The 14473-nt window shown below is 73.4% G+C and carries 14 protein-coding genes; 12 read left to right on the top strand and 2 right to left on the bottom strand.

Annotation, left to right across the window (positions count from 1 at the left end; translation table 11 throughout):
- The first annotated feature begins 1 nt into the window (after position 1).
- The 5 genes from ACIQ6Y_RS08430 (at position 2) to ACIQ6Y_RS08410 (ending at position 4046) form a co-directional block, all read left to right on the top strand.
- Positions 2–445, top strand: a complete 444-nt coding sequence (locus ACIQ6Y_RS08430) for an SRPBCC family protein (RefSeq protein WP_404034483.1) — start codon at positions 2–4, stop codon at positions 443–445.
- Between the two features lie 19 nt (positions 446–464).
- Positions 465–1640 carry an ArsA family ATPase gene (locus ACIQ6Y_RS08425; protein WP_404034481.1) on the top strand — a complete coding sequence of 392 codons (1176 nt, stop codon included), beginning with the start codon at positions 465–467 and terminating at the stop codon, positions 1638–1640.
- Between the two features lie 57 nt (positions 1641–1697).
- Positions 1698–2162: a DUF5304 domain-containing protein gene (locus ACIQ6Y_RS08420; protein WP_404034479.1), complete on the top strand. Its 465-nt coding sequence runs from the start codon at positions 1698–1700 to the stop codon at positions 2160–2162.
- 55 nt (positions 2163–2217) lie between these two features.
- Positions 2218–3171, top strand: coding sequence for an ROK family glucokinase (locus ACIQ6Y_RS08415; RefSeq protein WP_404034477.1), 954 nt, complete (start codon positions 2218–2220; stop codon positions 3169–3171).
- A 128-nt stretch (positions 3172–3299) separates the two neighbouring features.
- Positions 3300–4046 carry an endonuclease/exonuclease/phosphatase family protein gene (locus ACIQ6Y_RS08410; RefSeq protein WP_404034475.1) on the top strand — a complete coding sequence of 249 codons (747 nt, stop codon included), beginning with the start codon at positions 3300–3302 and terminating at the stop codon, positions 4044–4046.
- Positions 4047–4065: 19 nt separating this feature from the next.
- Here ACIQ6Y_RS08410 and ACIQ6Y_RS08405 read toward each other — a convergent pair whose 3' ends face one another.
- On the bottom strand, positions 4066–4656 hold the full coding sequence (locus ACIQ6Y_RS08405) for a hypothetical protein (protein ID WP_404034473.1): 591 nt from the start codon (positions 4654–4656) through the stop codon (positions 4066–4068).
- On the bottom strand, positions 4649–5428 hold the full coding sequence (locus ACIQ6Y_RS08400) for an alpha/beta hydrolase (RefSeq protein WP_404034471.1): 780 nt from the start codon (positions 5426–5428) through the stop codon (positions 4649–4651). Before ACIQ6Y_RS08400 ends, ACIQ6Y_RS08405 begins: the two co-directional genes overlap by 8 nt.
- 202 nt (positions 5429–5630) lie before the next feature.
- Between ACIQ6Y_RS08400 and ACIQ6Y_RS08395 the strand changes: the two genes are divergently transcribed.
- The 7 genes from ACIQ6Y_RS08395 to ACIQ6Y_RS08365 all read left to right on the top strand — a co-directional run bounded on the left by ACIQ6Y_RS08395 (position 5631) and on the right by ACIQ6Y_RS08365 (position 14405).
- Positions 5631–6371, top strand: coding sequence for a lysophospholipid acyltransferase family protein (locus ACIQ6Y_RS08395; protein ID WP_404036360.1), 741 nt, complete (start codon positions 5631–5633; stop codon positions 6369–6371).
- 41 nt (positions 6372–6412) lie between these two features.
- A complete protein-coding gene (gene macS, locus ACIQ6Y_RS08390) occupies positions 6413–7630 on the top strand; it encodes a MacS family sensor histidine kinase (RefSeq protein ID WP_404034469.1) in 1218 nt (405 codons plus the stop codon).
- Positions 7627–8298 (top strand): response regulator, encoded by a 672-nt coding sequence (locus tag ACIQ6Y_RS08385; RefSeq protein ID WP_404034467.1) that lies wholly within the window; start codon positions 7627–7629, stop codon positions 8296–8298. Before macS ends, ACIQ6Y_RS08385 begins: the two co-directional genes overlap by 4 nt.
- Positions 8299–8429: 131 nt before the next feature.
- A complete protein-coding gene (locus tag ACIQ6Y_RS08380; protein WP_404034465.1) occupies positions 8430–9458 on the top strand; it encodes a 6-phosphofructokinase in 1029 nt (342 codons plus the stop codon).
- Between the two features lie 21 nt (positions 9459–9479).
- Positions 9480–13157 carry a CHAT domain-containing protein gene (locus ACIQ6Y_RS08375; protein ID WP_404034463.1) on the top strand — a complete coding sequence of 1226 codons (3678 nt, stop codon included), beginning with the start codon at positions 9480–9482 and terminating at the stop codon, positions 13155–13157.
- A 29-nt stretch (positions 13158–13186) separates the two neighbouring features.
- The gene (locus tag ACIQ6Y_RS08370; protein ID WP_404034461.1) at positions 13187–13546 is read left to right on the top strand and encodes a hypothetical protein; all 360 of its coding nucleotides are present in this window, start codon (positions 13187–13189) and stop codon (positions 13544–13546) included.
- Between the two features lie 4 nt (positions 13547–13550).
- A complete protein-coding gene (locus tag ACIQ6Y_RS08365; protein WP_404034459.1) occupies positions 13551–14405 on the top strand; it encodes a hypothetical protein in 855 nt (284 codons plus the stop codon).
- Positions 14406–14473: the final 68 nt, after the last annotated feature.

Below are 14473 nucleotides of genomic sequence, written 5' to 3'. Positions count from 1 at the left end.
GATGGCGGAACACACCAGCTCGAGCATCACGATCGAGGCGGCACCGGCCGACGTCATGTCGGTGATCGCGGACTTCGCCCGCTATCCGGACTGGACCGGCGAGGTCAAGCAGGCCGAGGTCCTCCGGGCGGACGAGCAGGGCCGCGCCGAACAGGTGCGGCTCGTCATGGACGCCGGGGCGATCAAGGACGACCAGGTGCTCGGATACACCTGGACCGGCGAGAACGAGGTCTCCTGGACCCTCGTGAAGTCCCAGATGCTGCGGTCGCTCGACGGGTCCTACGTACTGAAGCCGGCCGGGGCGGGCGCCACCGAGGTCACGTACCAGCTGACCGTCGACGTGAAGATCCCGATGCTCGGGATGATCAAGCGCAAGGCCGAGAAGGTCATCATCGACCGGGCGCTGGCCGGGCTGAAGAAGCGGGTGGAGTCGGGGGCGAAGTAAGGGGGTTACCGTCACCCTCATGCGCACCCTCCTGATCATCGGTCCGGGTGGCAGTGGCCGTACCACTGCCGCCGCCGCCACCGCGCTCGCCGCCGCCGGGGAAGGCCTTCGGACGCTCGTGCTGAGCGTCGACCGGTCCGACTCGCTGGGCGCCGCCCTCGGCACGGCCACCGGGCCCGACCCCGTCCGGGTCGGTGAGCACCTCACCGCATGGCGGCCCAACCCCGCCGTCGGTTTCCGGGACGGGCTGACCGCACTGCAGGAGCGGGCCGGCGGGGCGCTCGATCTGCTCGGGGCCGCCCGGCTGGAGCCCGAGGAGCTGACGCCGCTGCCCGGAGCCGACGAGCTGGCGCTGCTGCGGGCGCTGCGGGACGCCGCGCTGTCGGAGGCGCACGACCTGGTCGTCGTCGACCTGCCCCCGCTCGACCGGGCACTCGCCCTGCTCACCCTCCCCGAGGAACTGCGCCGCTGTCTGCGCAGGCTGCTGCCGCCCGAGCGGCAGGCGGCCCGCGCGCTACGGCCGATGCTGGGACGGCTGGCCGGGGTGCCGATGCCCGCGGAGTGGCTGTACGAGGCGGCCGCGCGCTGGGACGTGGAGCTGGGGGCCGTCGAGGCCGTGCTCGCGGACAAGGACACCCACGTGCGGCTGGTGGCCGAGCCGGGACCGGCCGGAGCCGACGCCGTGCGGGCCGCCGCCCTCGGGCTCGCCCTGCGCGCCCGGCGCCCCGAACGGCTGGTGGCCAACCGCGTGGTGCCCGAGACGGAGGCGGGCCCCGGCAGCTGGCTCACGGGACTCGTGGTGCAGCAGCGCAAGGCGGTGGAGGAGTGGCAGGGGGTGTACGACGTCCAGGCCGTGCCCCATCTCGGACGTGACCCGCGCGGCACGGAGGACCTGGCCGCACTCGCCCTGGGTGCCGACCCGGGCGGCCCCTCCACCGTCGAGTGGCCGGTCGTCGACCGGCTCGCGCAGGACGGTGTCCTGGTGTGGCACATCCCGCTGCCCGGCGCCCGGCGCGACGAGCTGGACCTGATTCGGCGCGGCGACGAACTCGCCCTCGGCGTCGGCCCGTTCCGCCGGGTCGTCCCCCTGCCCTCCGCGCTGCGCCGGTGCACCGTGGCCGGGGCGAGCCTGCGCGAGGACGAGCTGCGCATCCGCTTCGCGCCGGACCCCGCGCTGTGGCCGACGGGACGCTGAAGCCGCGGCGCCCGGTCGGGTAACGTCGTAAGAACGAACCGTAGTCAGGAGCCCGCCATGAGCGAAGAGCACCCCGAGGCAGGGGAGCGCCCGACCGCGGCCGACGCCGACGCCTGGGCGACGGCGTGCGCCGAGGATCTCGCGGCGGAGAAGGCCCGGCGCCAAGGCCGGCAGGGCCCGCCCCCCGGCTCGGCCGCCGAGGAGCTGCGCAAGCTCGTCGACACCGTCGCCGACAAGCTGGCCGGACTGCAGTCACCGCTGCTCGGCGCGGTCGCCGGACCCGCCGCCCAGCAGGTCGTGCAGCAGGTCGTCCAGCAGGCCAAGGCGGCCGTGGAACCGGTCATCGAACGCAACCCCGAGGTCTTCGACCACCTCGCCGTCGCAGGTCAGGAACTCCTCGCCGCCTACCGCTCCGCCGTCCAGGCCCAGGAGAAGCGCTGGACCTCCCGGACCGCGGACTTCGAGCACGGCCCCGACGAGGGCGACAGCGGTCCATCAGGCGAACGCATCGACCTGGACTGACTGCCTCCTCGGGTACGGTTGGCCGTAGCGGGGCTCGACCGAAACTGAGGGATTCATGGGACTCACCATCGGCGTCGACATCGGCGGCACGAAGATCGCGGCCGGCGTGGTCGACGAGGAAGGCAACATCCTCTCGACCTTCAAGGTGCCGACCCCCACCACGCCCGAGGCCATCATCGACGCCATCGCCTCGGCGGTGGAGGGCGCACGCGCGGGGCACGAGATCGTCGGCGTGGGCATCGGTGCCGCGGGCTACGTCAACCGTCAGCGCTCGACGGTCTACTTCGCGCCCAACATCGACTGGCGCAACGAACCGCTCAAGGAGAAGGTCGAGGCGCGCACCGGCCTCCCGGTCGTCGTGGAGAACGACGCCAACGCCGCCGCCTGGGGCGAGTACAAGTTCGGCGCCGGCAAGGGCCACCGGAACGTCATCTGCATCACCCTCGGCACCGGCCTCGGCGGCGGCATCATCATCGGCAACAAGCTGCGCCGCGGCCACTTCGGCGTGGCCGCCGAGTTCGGCCACATCCGCATGGTGCCGGACGGCCTGCTGTGCGGCTGCGGCTCGCAGGGCTGCTGGGAGCAGTACGCCTCCGGCCGCGCCCTCGTCCGCTACGCCAAGCAGCGCGCCAACGCCACCCCGGAGCGCGCCGAGGTGCTGCTCGCCCTCGGCGACGGCACCCCCGACGGCATCGAGGGCAAGCACATCTCCATGGCCGCCCGCCAGGGCGACCCGGTCGCCGTCGACTCCTACCGCGAACTGGCCCGCTGGGCCGGCGCCGGCCTCGCCGACCTCGCCTCCCTCTTCGACCCGTCCGCGTTCATCGTCGGCGGCGGCCTCTCCGACGAGGGCGACCTGGTCCTGGACCCGATCCGCAAGTCCTACAAGCGCTGGCTCGTCGGCGGCAACTGGCGCCCGGTGGCGGACGTGATCGCGGCCCAGCTCGGCAACAAGGCCGGCATGGTGGGTGCGGCGGACCTGGCCAGGGAGCCCGACCCGGTCATGTAGGTACCTGGTTTTTGGGGCGCGGGGCTGTATACATATGCGGCTCCGCCGCGTGGGCGCGATCAGCCACGAGCAACCGGCAGTCGCGCACGTACCCCGCGCCCCGACTCCTTGGGCGTACATTGATCCACATGGCGCCGCTCCCCAAGTCCCGCACGGACTCAGACGGTTCAGCAGTCATCAGGGTCCTCAGCTACAACGTCCGCTCACTGAGGGACGACACCGACGCCCTCGCCCGCGTCATCCGGGCCTGCGCCCCCGACCTGGTCCTCCTCCAGGAAGCACCGCGGTTCTTCCGCTGGCGCAAGAAGCTCGCCCGCCTGGCCACGGCAGCCGACCTCGTCACCCTCTCCGGCGGCGCCACAGCCGCAGGCCCCGCCCTGCTCTGCAACCTGCGCGCCACGGTCGAGCACACCGAGGACATCCTGCTGCCCCTCACCCCGGGGCAGCACCGACGAGGCCTCTCCACGGCAGTGATCCGCTTCGGCGCCGCCCGCGTGGGCGCGATCAGCTGCCACCTCTCCCTGGACAAGGCCGAACGCCAGGAGCAGGGCGGCATGCTCCTGGACCGCGTCGCGGCTCTCGGCACGGACCACGTCATCGCGGGCGGAGACCTCAACGAACGCCCCACCGGCCCCACCTTCCAGCGGCTCGCGACACAGCTCCAGGACTGCCACACCACGGCCCCCTGGGGCAGCTCGGACACCTGGATCCGCGACGAGCCCCACCGCCGTATCGACGCGATCTTCGCGACCAAGGGCATCGAGGTGCTCGGCTGCGGTGTGCCCCTGGACCAGCCCGGCATCACCGCACACGACCTGAGGGCGGCCACGGACCACCTTCCGGTCCTGGCCGCCCTCAGAGTCCCAGCCGCTTAGACGACAGAATCCCAGCCGCTCAGACGACCGCGCCCCGCCCCGGATCGTCGCTCTCGTCGTCATCCGTGCGCATGCGCGCCACCAGCGTGGCGAAGCCGCCCAGGAAGCCGCCGATGCCGAGCGTGGCCAGCCACCAGGTCATGTCCCAGCCCAGGACGACGGCCAGCAGAAGCAGCACCGGGCCGCCGATCACGGCCAGCCAGGCGAACTTGGCGGTGGTGTCGGCGGCGGGCAGCGGCGGCGGCTCCGGCGGCACGAAGTGCCCCTCGTCGCTGTCGTCGAAGTCGTCCTCCGTCGGCTCGGCGACCGAGTAGTCGCGCGGGCCGACACCGGGCGCGAAGGCGACCGAGCTGCCCAGCGGCTTCGGGGTCTCGTCCTTCTTGGCGGGCGGGGCCTCCCCCTCCGGGTCGGCGTTCGTCTCGGGCTCCAGCAGCGCCAGGTCCTCCACCGACTTGAACGGCTTGGCGCCGGGCGGGTCCGGCGGCTCCTCGCCGTAGCCCTGGACGATCGCCGCCCACGCGGCGTCCTCGTCGAAGGGCACGCTCTGCTCCTCCGGACCGAGGCCGTCGCGCTCCTCCCGGTCTCTGCTCTCGGAGTCGTGCTCAGCCACCTGCGGCCGTCCCTTCCTTGCCGACACTGGGTGCGAGCCGGCCGATGAACGCGTAGCTCTCCGCGAAGATCCGGTCCGCGTCGTGGTCCAACGTAGCGACGTGGTAGCTCTGTTCCAGCAGCAGCTCGGTGACGTCCGTGGAGGACACCCGGCTGAGGATGCGGGCCGAGTCGGCGGGCGGTACGACATGGTCCTGCGGGCTGTGCAGGACCAGCAGGGGCTGGGTGACCTGGGGCAGCTCGCCGTCGACCACGCGGAAGAACTGCCGCAGGGAGTGCGCGGCGTGCAGCGGCACCCGGTCGTAGCCGATCTCGACATTGCCGGGCTTGGCGATGTCGCTGGCGATGCCCTTCGTCGTACGGACGAGATGCCGGGCCACCGGAAGGGCGTACGCCGACAGGCCGTGCACCTTGTTCGCCGGGTTGACGAGGACCAGCCCGGCCACCTCGTCGCCGTGCCGCGCGGCCAGGCGCAGGGAGAGGGCGCCGCCCATGGACAGGCCGAACACGAAGACCTGCGCGCAGCGCTCGGTGAGGGCGCGCAGCTCGCGGTCCACCTCCGCGTACCAGTCCTGCCAGCCGGTGAGCTGCATGTCCTCCCAGCGGGTGCCGTGGCCGGGCAGCAGCGGCAGGGACACGGTCAGACCGCGCTCGGCGAGGTACTCCGCCCAGGGGCGCAGCGACTGCGGGGAACCGGTGAAGCCGTGGCACAGCAGGACGCCGACCTCGCCGCCCTCGTGGCGGTACGGCTCGGCTCCGGGAAGGACCGGCACCTTCGGTCTCCTTGTTCGTGAGAAGGGGCTTGGGTTCGTGAGAAGGGGCTGGGGTTCGTGAGAAGGACTGGGGAAAACACTCCCAAAGACTCCGGGTGTGGTTCACCGTACGCGACCGCACCGACACCGACCAGGGCCGTCGGGCCACTCGCGCGACCTCCGGGTTAAGGTCTGATCCACAGACACAGGAGGCACTCGGTTGTTGTACGGCGCGATGAAGGTCACCGTCGGGGGTTCGCTGAAGCTCGTCTTCAGGCCCTGGGTGGAGGGCCTGGAGAACGTCCCCGCCGAGGGTGCCGCGATCCTGGCGAGCAATCATCTGTCGTTCTCGGACTCCTTCTTCCTGCCCGCGGTGCTCGACCGCAAGGTGACGTTCATCGCGAAGGCCGAGTACTTCACCACCCCGGGCGTGAAGGGCCGGCTGACGGCCGCGTTCTTCAAGGGCGTGGGCCAGCTGCCCGTGGACCGCTCGGGTGCGCGCGGTGCCGGTGAGGCCGCGATCAAGAGCGGCATCGAGGTGATCGAGCGCGGGGAGCTGTTCGGTATCTACCCCGAGGGCACCCGCTCGCCCGACGGCCGCCTCTACCGCGGCAAGCCCGGCGGCCTCGCCCGCGTGGCCCTCGCCACCGGCGCCCCGGTGATCCCCGTGGCGATGATCGACACCGAGAAGATCCAGCCGCCCGGCAAGGTCGTCCCGAAGGTCATGCGCCCCGGCATCCGCATCGGAAAACCCCTGGACTTCAGCAGGTACCACGGCATGGAGCACGACCGGTTCGTGCTGCGGGCGGTGACCGACGAGGTCATGTACGAGATCATGAAGCTCTCCGGCCAGGAGTACGTCGACATGTACGCGACCGCCGCCAAGCGGCAGATCGCGGAAGCCGCCAAGGCCGAGAAGGAAGCCGCGAAGGAAGCGGCGAAGGCCGCGAAGAGCGGAACGTAGGAGACACAGACGGGGATCCGGGGGAATCGGGGGGTGGGCCGGTGGCGCGGCGCGAGAAGGTCATGAGGATGTCGGTCGAGCTGCCGCTGTGGCGTGCGCTCACCGGTTTCCGCGTGCTGACCATGCTGTACGCGGTCGGCCTGTTCGCCACCGCCTACGACGAGTTCCGCCGCCCCTGGCTGGCCGTCGGCTACTACGCCGTCCTCGGCGTGTGGACCCTGGCCACCCTGCCCCGGGTGCAGAACGCGGCGATCTGCACACGGCGCTTCCTCGCCGCCGACCTCACCGTCGCGCTCACCGGCATCCTCCTGACCCCGCTCGCGGACGCGCCCGCGCGGGTCGCGGACGGCGGGCCGACACTGCCGTCGATATGGACCGCAGGCTCGGTGCTCGCTTTCGCGATCAAGGGGGGCTGGCGCTGGGCGGCCGGCGCCTCCACCGCGGTTGCCGTCGCCAACCTGATCGAGCGCGGCACCCCCGCCCGGGACACCGTCCACAACGTCATCCTCGTCTGGGTCGCCTCCATTGCCATCGGCTACGTCGTCGAGGTCGCCCGCGCCTCCGAGCGCACCCTCGCCCGCGCCCTGGAGATCGAGGCGGCCACCCGCGAGCGGGAGCGGCTCGCCCGGGACATCCACGACAGCGTGCTCCAGGTCCTGGCCATGGTGCAGCGGCGCGGCGCGGTCATCGGCGGCGAGGCGGCCGAACTGGGCCGGATGGCCGGAGAGCAGGAGGTCGCCCTGCGCACCCTGGTCTCCGGCGGCCTGACGCATGTGTCCCGGGTGTCGGAGGACGCCGCCGAGGGGGCCGTCGTACGGGTCGTGGAAGAACCCGACCCCGACGACGGGCCGGTGGACCTGCGCCCGCTGCTCGCCCCCTTCGCCTCCGCCCGGGTCAGCCTCGCCGAACCCGGCGCGCCGGTGCCGATGGAGCCCGCCGCGGCGCGGGAGCTGGCCGCCGCGGTCGGCGCGGCCCTGGACAATGTGCGGCAGCACGCGGGGGACGGCGCCCGCGCCTGGCTCCTGGTCGAGGACTGGCCCGACGAGGTGATCGTGACCGTACGCGACGACGGCCCCGGCATTCCGGACGGCCGGCTCGCGCAGGCCGAGGGCGAGGGGCGCATGGGCGTGGCCCTGTCCATCCGCGGACGGCTGAGCGACCTCGGCGGCAGCGCCGAGCTGATCTCGATCCCGGGGCAGGGCACGGAGGTCGAGCTGAAGGTACCGAAGGTGTCACGGGGGAAGGCAGGAAAGCGATGACCGAGCAGGCGATCAAGGTGATGGTGGTCGACGACCACCCCATGTGGCGCGACGCGGTCGCCCGTGACCTGGCCGAGTCCGGCTTCGACGTGGTCGCCACGGCGGGCGACGGCGAGCAGGCCGTACGCCGCGCAAGGGCGGCCTCTCCCGACGTCCTCGTCCTCGACCTGAACCTGCCCGTCAAGCCCGGCGTCCAGGTCTGCAAGGAGCTGGTCGGCCACAACCCGGCGCTGCGCGTCCTGGTGCTGTCCGCCAGCGGCGAGCACGCCGACGTACTGGAGGCGGTCAAGTCCGGCGCGACCGGCTATCTGCTGAAGTCGGCCTCCACCGAGGAACTCCTCGACGCGGTGCGCCGCACGGCCGTCGGCGACCCGGTGTTCACGCCCGGCCTGGCCGGTCTGGTTCTCGGCGAGTACCGCCGCCTGGCCTCCGAACCCGCCCCCGCCGCCCACACCGACGAGCCCGACACCCCCCGCCTCACCGACCGCGAGACCGAGGTGCTGCGCCTGGTCGCCAAGGGCCTGAGCTACAAGCAGATCGCCGAGCGCCTCGTCATCTCCCACCGCACCGTCCAGAACCACGTCCAGAACACCCTCGGCAAGCTCCAGCTGCACAACCGCGTCGAACTCGTCCGGTACGCCATAGAGCGGGGCCTCGACGACGAGTGACCGCGTGAACCTCGCGCCCGCGACTTCACCGGAAAGGCCCGGCCGGGCCATGCCGAAGTGACCTGGGTCACGGCTAGCGTGCTGCCGTACGGCACTCGCGTGTTCGGCAACCGTGGCGAAGGGACATTTCCATGCGGGTCGGAGTACTGACCGGAGGCGGCGACTGCCCCGGGCTCAACGCCGTCATCCGCGGCATCGTCCGCAAAGGCGTCCAGGAGTACGGCTATGAATTCACCGGCTTCCGGGACGGCTGGCGCGGCCCCCTGGAGGGCGACACCGTGCGCCTGGACATCCCCGCCGTGCGCGGCATCCTGCCCCGCGGCGGCACCATCCTCGGCTCCTCGCGCACCAACCCCCTCCAGGCGGAGAACGGCATCCGGCGGATCAAGGAGAACCTCGCCAAGCTGGAGGTCGACGCGCTGATCGCGATCGGCGGCGAGGACACGCTCGGCGTCGCCGCCCGGCTCGCCGACGAGTACGGCATGCCCTGCGTGGGCGTGCCCAAGACGATAGACAACGACCTGTCGGCCACCGACTACACCTTCGGCTTCGACACCGCGGTCGGCATCGCCACCGAGGCCATCGACCGGCTGCACACCACCGCCGAGTCCCATATGCGCGTCCTGGTGGTGGAGGTGATGGGCCGGCACACCGGCTGGATCGCCGTCCACGCCGGACTCGCCGGCGGCGCCAACGTCATCCTCATCCCCGAGCAGCGCTTCGACCTCGACCAGGTCTGCGCCTGGGTCACCTCCCGCTTCAAGGCGTCGTACGCCCCGATCGTCGTCGTCGCCGAGGGCGCCATGCCCAAGGACGGCGAGGCCGTCCTCAAGGACGACTCGCTGGACTCCTTCGGGCATGTGCGGCTGTCCGGCATCGGCGAGTGGCTCGGCCGGGAGATCGAGCGCCGCACCGGCAAGGAGGCCCGCACCACTGTCCTCGGGCACGTCCAGCGCGGCGGCACCCCCAGCGCCTTCGACCGCTGGCTCGCCACCCGCTTCGGACTCCACGCGATCGACTGCGTGCGCGACGGGGACTTCGGCAAGATGGTCGCGCTGCGCGGCACGGACATCGTGCGCGTACCCATCGCCGAGGCGACGGCGAGGCTGAAGACGGTCGACCCGAAGCTGTACGAGGAGGTCGGCGTCTTCTTCGGCTGACACAACTACGGGGGAGCGAGCATGGCGGGACTGTTCGACCGGCTGGGGTTCGGTGCGCTGCTGGAGGGGCACAAGGAGGAGCTGGCCGCGGTCTGGCCCGCCGTGCGCGACGGCGGCGAGCCACCCGCACCCGGCCTGCTCCGGCAGGCCGGGCTGACCGCCTTGATGCGCACCGCGGCCAAGGCGGGCAGCGGCGAAGGGGCGCCGGAACACGCGGTGTTCCTGCTCGCCGCCGCCCTGCTGCACCGCGCCCTCCCCGACGCCGTCCCGCCCGCCTTACGGCCCCTCGTCGATGTCCGCGCGGACATCGACGAGGACACCGCCGCCTTCGCGGGCCGCATGTCCGCGCTGCTGGTGCAACGGGCGCAGGCCACCGACACCCCCGAGGCACTGCGCCGCTGGTGCCTGGACGCCGCCCTGCTGTGCGGCGGGCGCTGTCTGCGCGGCCGGCCCGCCGACGACCCCGTGCTCGGCGCGGTCCACGAGGTGCTCTCCCGCGCCGCCGAACAGCGCTTCGGGGCGAGCGGCGAGAAGGCCGACGAGGACACTGCCCTCGTCCACGCCCGCGCCGCCCTGGACGCCGCCGGCGGCGCCGACCGCGCCCCGCGCGCCGGACGCCTCTCCGCCCTGCTCACCGCCCGCGCCGCCCGCACCCGCGACTCGGCCCACATCGAGGACGCCGTCGATCTGGCCCGCGCCGCCCTCGACGGCCTCGACCCGACGAGCCCGCAGTGGCTCGGGCAGGCCGCGATGACCATGTCGACGTATCTGACCGCCACCGCCCGGGAGAAGACGGACGTCACCCTGCTCGACGAAGCCCTCGCCCTCCAGCGGACCATCCGCCGCCACCCGCTCTACCCGCGCATCGAGACACAGCTGCGCGGCCACTACGCCGACCTGCTCGCCCAGCGCTTCGCCCGCCGCCGCGACCAGGACATCCTGCGCGAGGCCATCGACGCCTACACCGAGCTGCACGCCGCCGAACCCGCCCGCTACGCCGCCGACCTGGGCCGGCACCTCCAGTACCGCTACCAGATGCGCGGCGACGCGGCCGACCGCCGCCGGGCGCTGGAGCTGATGGCGCAGGGCCTCGCCGGACCGCACCCCTCGCGCGAGGCCGCCACCTCATTCTGTGCCGCCACCGTCCACGAGTACCGCGAGACCGGCGACCCCGCGGGCATCCCGCCCGCCCTGGCCCTGCTCACCCGGCTCACCGCGCCGGGCTCGCCCTACGCAGAGGACTCCGGGGTCCTGGCCTCGTTCGTCGACCTGCACCTCGCCCGTGCCGAGCAGGAGACGAGCCCCGACTTCGGCCCCGCCGAGGCCGTCGCCCGGCGGGCCCTCGCCGCCGCGGACACCCCTGGGCGCCAGGCCGAAGCCCTGGCCCGGCTCGGCGGCGTCCTCGTCTTCCGCTACCGTGCCACCGCCGACCTCGCCCTCCTCGACGAGGCCGTCGCCCGGCTCCGCGAGGGCCGCGCCGCCTTGCCGCCCGGCGCCGAGGTGCCCGAGCAGCTCCTCGGCAACCTCCTCCTCGCCCTCGGGGAGCGGCACTCGCGCACCCGGCACCTCGCCTCCCTGCGCGAGGCCGTCGACGCCGCCCAGCAACTGGCCGACCGCACCGCGCAGTTCGGCGCCGAGTTCCCCATCGCCCTCGGCAACCTGGTCACCCTGATCGTCGCGTACGTCCGCCAGTCCGGCGACACCGGCGAACTCGACCGCGGGCAGCGGCTGGTGGAGCGCGCCCTCGCCACCACCGCCCCCGGCCACGCCTGGCGCGCCGCCCTGCTCAACGCCCTCGGCTCCATCCTGCTCGCCCGCACCCGGCTCCCCGGCGCCGGCGTCGAGGCCGCCGACACCGCCGTACGCCACTACGAGCAGGCCCTGTGGGACGCGCCCGACGACCCCCGGCGCAGCGTCATGCTGTACGGCAACCACGCCTACGCCCTGTGGACGCGCCACCGGCTCGGCGGGGACCGGGCCGATCTGGACCGGGCGCTGGAAGGGGCCCGCGCAGCCGCGCACATGCTGCCGCCCGGCGACCCGCGCCAGGGCACCGCGCTCGCCGTGCTGTCGCGCATCCTCTACGACGTGGCCCGCGCCGACGGCGACCGCGACGGGGTGCGCGAGGAGGCCCTCGCCGTCAACGCCGGCCTGGCGGCCGACCCGGCACAGCCCGCCGCCACGCGCATGGCCGCCGCGCTGCAACTGGCCACCGTCGCCGAAGAGAACGGTGACGCGCGGCGCGCACTGGAGGCCGTCCGCCTGGCCGTCGACCTGCTCCCGCTGCTCGCCTGGCGCGGCGTGGACCGCTCCGACCAGGAGGAACTCCTCGGCGACATGGCCCCCACCGGCTCCTTCGCCGCCCAGATCGCGCTGGCCGCGGGCGAGCCCGAGTCCGCCCTGGAACTGCTGGAGGCCGGCCGCGGGGTGCTCGCCGCCCAGGCCCTCGAACTGCGCGGCGAAACCCGCGATCTGGCCGCCGCGCACCCCGTCCTCGCCGCCCGGCTCGACGCCCTGCGCCAGAACCTGGACGCGGCCGCCGCCGACGGACTGTCCGGCGAACAGGCCGACCGCCGCCACCGGCTGGCCCGCGAATGGCAGGAGACCCTCGAAGCGATCCGCGCCCACGACGGCTTCCGCGACTTCCTGCGCCCGCCGCGGGCCGGCCGTCTGCTGCGGGCCGGCGCCGAGGGCCCGGTCGTCGTCGTCACCGTCGGCCCCGAGCAGCAGGGCGGCCACGCCCTCCTGATCGACGGCCGCGGCCTCAAGGTCTGCCCGCTGCCCGGCCTCACCGACGCCGAGGCCCGCGAACGCAGCGAGACACTGTTCCAGGCGGCCGCGGCGGCCTCCCGCTCCGGCCTCGCCCGCGCCTTCGCCGAACGAGCCGTGACCGACGTCCTCGACTGGCTGTGGCAGACGGTGGCGGGCCCGGTCCTCGACGCCCTGGACCTCCCCCAGGACGGCGAGCGCCCGCCCCGTGTGTGGTGGTGCCCGACCCGCTCCCTGGCCTTCCTGCCACTGCACGCGGCGGGCGAGGTGCCCGATCGGGTGGTCTCGTCGTACACCCCGAGCGTGGCGGCGCTGCTGCGGTCACGGGAAGCCGCCTCAAGTCCCGCGGCGGACCCGCTGATCGTCGCCGTGCCCGAGCTGGCCGGCCAGACCCCGCTGCCGGGCGCCCTCCGGGAGGCCGGCCTCGCACATGCCGCGGTCGGTGGCACGCTGCTCAGCGGCGAGGAGGCCAAGGCGGACAGGGTGCGCGAGGCACTCGCCCGGCACCCCTGGGTCCACTTCGCCTGCCACGGCGTCCAGGACCCGGCACGGCCCTCGTACGGACGCCTGTTGCTGCCCGGCGGCGCGCTGACCGTCCTCGACGTGGCCCGGCTCGACCTGCCCGGCGCCGAGTTCGCCTACCTGTCGGCCTGCGAGACGGCCGTCGGCGGCACGACCCTGCCCGACGAGGCGCTGCACCTGGCCGGCTCCCTCCAACTCGCCGGTTTCTCCCAGGTGATCGGCACCCTGTGGCGGGCCGACGACGAGTCCTCGGCGCAGATCGCGCAGGGCGTGTACCAGACGCTGGGGGAGTCGCGGGAGGGCAGGCCCCCCGCCGCCCGAGCCCTGCACGAAGCGGTGCGGGCCCTGCGCGAACGCCACCCCGACCGCCCGCTGAGCTGGGCCGCGCATGTCCATTCGGGCGCATGACACCGGGGCCGGGATCTACGATCGTCCGCGTGGATTTACCAGAGGACGACGACCTTCACGCCCAGTTCTGCCGGGAGTTGGCCACGCTGCGGCTGCTGAGCGGCGGCCCGCGCCGGGCCGCCCTGGAACAGGCGGTACGACGACTGCGCGAGGGCGCCGACATCGACGAGGTGATCGCCGGGCTCGACGTCACCCTCATCGGCCCGCTGCTGGTCCGGGAGGGCAAGGTCGACACCCCCACCGCGGTAGGCGCCCCCGGCCCACCGGTCCGCGGCGCCTACCTCTGCCCGGTCGGCGCCTGCCGGCGCGTCGAGCGGCGCCGGGCCGGAGAGGGCCCGCCGGAGTGCCTGGTGCACGAACGGGTCCTGAGTTTCGTCCCGGACGCGTGAGCCGATGACGGGCTTCCTCGCCGAACTGGGCCGCAGACTGGCCGACCGCTGGTTCACCCTGCTGGTGCTGCCCGGCCTGGCCTACCTCCTGGTCGCCGTGGCGGCCCTCCGCCTCGGCCAGTCGGACTGGCACGACTGGCGAGACCTGTGGACCGGCTTCACCGCCCTCACCGAGGGCACCTCTGCGGCGGACAGGGACGCCCTGGCGGCCCGCACGGCCCTGCTGATCCTGGCAGCCGTCCCGGCCTCCGCCGCCCTGGGCGCCCTGGCCCAGTCCCTCGCGGCCCCGGTCGAACGCCTCCTCACCGGCGACTGGCCCCTGAAAGCCCTGGCCACCCGCCGGACCACCCGCAGGGCAGAGGCCTGGCGCACGGCGAACGAGGCCTACGAACAGGACGAGGACCCGGCCCACGCTGCCCGCCGTAACGCCCTCTCCCTCATCCCCCCACAACACCCCACCTGGCTGGGCGACCGCCTCCACACCCCCACGGTCCGCCTCTCCCAGGAGTACGGCATCGACCTGGCCATCATCTGGCCCCGCCTCTGGCTCCTCCTCCCGACCCCGACGAGAGACACCCTCACCGCAGCCAGATCCCGCCTGGACACGGCCTTCACCCTGGGCGGCTGGGCGCTGCTGTACCTCGTACTGGCCGTGGCGTGGTGGCCGGCGGCCCTGATAGCGGGGACCGTCGCATGGGTGGCCCGTCGCAGAGCGGCCATCGCGGCCGAGGCATATGCAGAGCTGGTCGAATCGGCCGTAGACCTGCACATGGACCGCCTCTTGACCCGCTTGGCGGAACCCCGCCCGTCACCACAACAGGGCCGAGCTCTCACAGAACGCTTGCGGAGAGGCACCTAGGGGCGCGGGGAACTGCGCGACAAGCCACAGACGACCGCACGTCATATATTCACAGAAACCACCCCAAA

The sequence above is a fragment of the Streptomyces sp. NPDC096205 genome (genome assembly GCF_044763135.1).
Taxonomy (GTDB): Bacteria; Actinomycetota; Actinomycetes; order Streptomycetales; family Streptomycetaceae; genus Streptomyces.
The sequence above is the reverse complement of the archived record's forward strand: the minus strand, read 5'-3'. Positions and strand labels throughout refer to the sequence as shown.